Origin of the sequence: Mesorhizobium sp. M7A.F.Ca.AU.001.01.1.1 (assembly GCF_004022735.1) — a bacterium.
GTDB lineage: Bacteria > Pseudomonadota > Alphaproteobacteria > Rhizobiales > Rhizobiaceae > Mesorhizobium > Mesorhizobium ciceri.
In genome coordinates this window covers 1-1,017 of record NZ_RZPF01000331.1, presented here as the reverse complement: position 1 = coordinate 1,017, position 1,017 = coordinate 1, and the positions used below count along the sequence as shown (strand labels likewise).

The window sequence follows — 1,017 nt, the reverse complement described above, 5'->3', positions numbered from 1 at the left end:
GTGTTTTCGCTGGCCTATTTCATCGCGCTGGCCAACACGCTGTCGATATCCGAATTCGGCATGTTCGCCACCGCGTCGGCGGCCGGCGTCATGCTGTCGCGCATCCTCGCCTTTGGGTTCATCTCGGCGCTTTACCGCACCGCCACCATCCGTCCCAATCTGATCGGCACCTTTTCCGCCGGCTTCCTGCTGCTCGGCGTGCTGTCGCTGCCGCTGCTGGCCGCTGCCTCGTTCGGCGTCTATCTGCTTTTCTTTGCCGACACCGTGCCGCTGTCGGTGTTTGCGGCAATCGTCTTTGCCGAAGCGCTGTTGTGGCGGCCGGTGGAGGTGGCGCTGATCGTCAACAACGGCCTGGGCAAGTTCGGCCGCGCCGCGCTGCTGGCCATCCTGGCGACCGCGCTGCGGGCGCTCGGCGCGGTGCTGTTCATGTTCTCAGCGCAACACAGCGTCTGGATATGGTCCTGGTTCTATATCGGCGCCAATGCCGCCTCGCTGCTGATCGCCTTCGGCTTCTTCTACCCGCGCCAGAGGCTGCGGCTGCGCGTCGAGCTTTATCTCAGGCGATTGGCCGATTCCATCTATGTGGCCGGCGCCGAAGTGCTGTTCTACCTGCAGATGGAGTTCGACAAGCTGCTCGTGCTGGCGATCGGCGGCCCGCATCTGGCCGGCATCTACGCCATCATCATGCGGCTGGTCGACCTGACGGCGATTCCGATCCGCACCTTCTCGATGATGCTGGTGCAGCGCATGATGCGCGCGCCGGAACTGTTGTCGCGTCTGGCGGTCAAGAGCGGCATCGAAGGCGGTGTGTTCGCGGTTTCGACGCTGGCGCTGCTGACACTTGGCATCGTGCTGCATTTCTTCCCCAATGCACTCGGCAAGAATGTCGCCGAGGCTGCCCCGCTGGTGGTGCTGGCAATCTGCGTGCCGGGATTGCGCAATCTTGTCGAATACCAGGCCGAGCTTTTGTTCGCACGCGGCCAAACGCTGGTGCGGGCGCTCAATCTCGGCCTGCTC

The 1,017-nt window shown here is 63.5% G+C and carries 1 protein-coding gene; it reads left to right on the top strand.

Annotated elements, in window-relative coordinates; genetic code table 11:
* Positions 1 to 1,017: lipopolysaccharide biosynthesis protein (locus tag EN884_RS20020; protein ID WP_245491954.1), on the top strand; the 1,017-nt coding region annotated here is incomplete at both ends.